At 66.5% G+C, this 1,017-nt stretch carries 1 protein-coding gene; it reads right to left on the minus strand.

The features are described from left to right. On the minus strand, positions 1 to 1,017 hold a 1,017-nt coding region (locus QSV46_RS39040; RefSeq protein ID WP_314964003.1), incomplete at both ends, for a DUF1522 domain-containing protein.

Below are 1,017 nucleotides of genomic sequence, written 5' to 3' on the forward strand. Positions count from 1 at the left end.
AAGGCTGCCCGTGGCCGTCGTGCGGCTCGCGGTGACCGTTGCATTGCCGGAACCGGTGGCACCGGTCAGACCGAGAGTCTTCAGCAGGTCGGCTTTGCCGGTGACGCTGAGATCGGCGCCCGTCGAGGTTTCGAGGGTGATCTTGCCAGCTGCGATCGCCGACGCGGTCTGGCTGGTGTTGGTCGTGATCGTTGCAGCACCCGCAGCGACGACAGCGTTCTTGACGCCGCTGGCAAGGTCGATCGCGGTGAGGACATCACCGACGGTCGCCGTCGAGTTCGCCGCACCCGAACCAAGATAGATGATCGAGTTGCCACTGCCGTCAGCAGCGACATTGCCGCTGATGCCGTAGCCGCTCGGAACAGTCGCCGCGGTCGGGGCGGCGCCCGTCTTGAAGGTGATCGAGTGGCCGTTGACGGAGAAGCTCGCGCCGTCGGTGAACTGGGTAGCGCCGATCAGGCTCAGACCTCCAGTCGCCGCGCCGGCGCCGTCACCGTAGAGCAGCGTGGTCGCGGTGATTGCAGCGGGCGTACCCTGGTTGTCGTTCACCAAGCTGCCGGTGACCGCACCGATGGTGCCGCCGAGAGTGGTGGAGCCCGTCGCCGCCGTCACGCCGCCAGCCGCGCCGGAGAACAGCACGTTGGAGAGCGCGGTCGCGCTGGTGTAGGTCGTGGTACCGCGCAGGTCGGACGAGGTCGCGCCCGCGATCGTGGTCGAAACGTTCGACTTGGTCGAGTAACCGACCGTGGTCTGCAGCGCCTGGTTGGCGATCGACTTGGCGGAGTCGAGCAGCTTCGACAGCGAGGTGATGCCGGTGTTGGCGGCCTGGAGCACCTGCACGCCGTTGGCGATGCCATCGAGCAGATTGTTGATGTCGCTGGCGCGGTTGTCGAGCGACTGGGCCGTGAAGAAGTTGGTGGGGTTGTCGAGCGCCGAGTTCACCTTCTTGCCAGTCGACAGACGGGACTGGGTGGTGGCGAGCAGGTCGGCGGTGGACTGGAGGGAGAGCAGGTTCTG

It is taken from the genome of Bradyrhizobium cosmicum, assembly GCF_032290525.1.
Classification (GTDB): Bacteria; Pseudomonadota; Alphaproteobacteria; order Rhizobiales; family Xanthobacteraceae; genus Bradyrhizobium; species Bradyrhizobium cosmicum_A.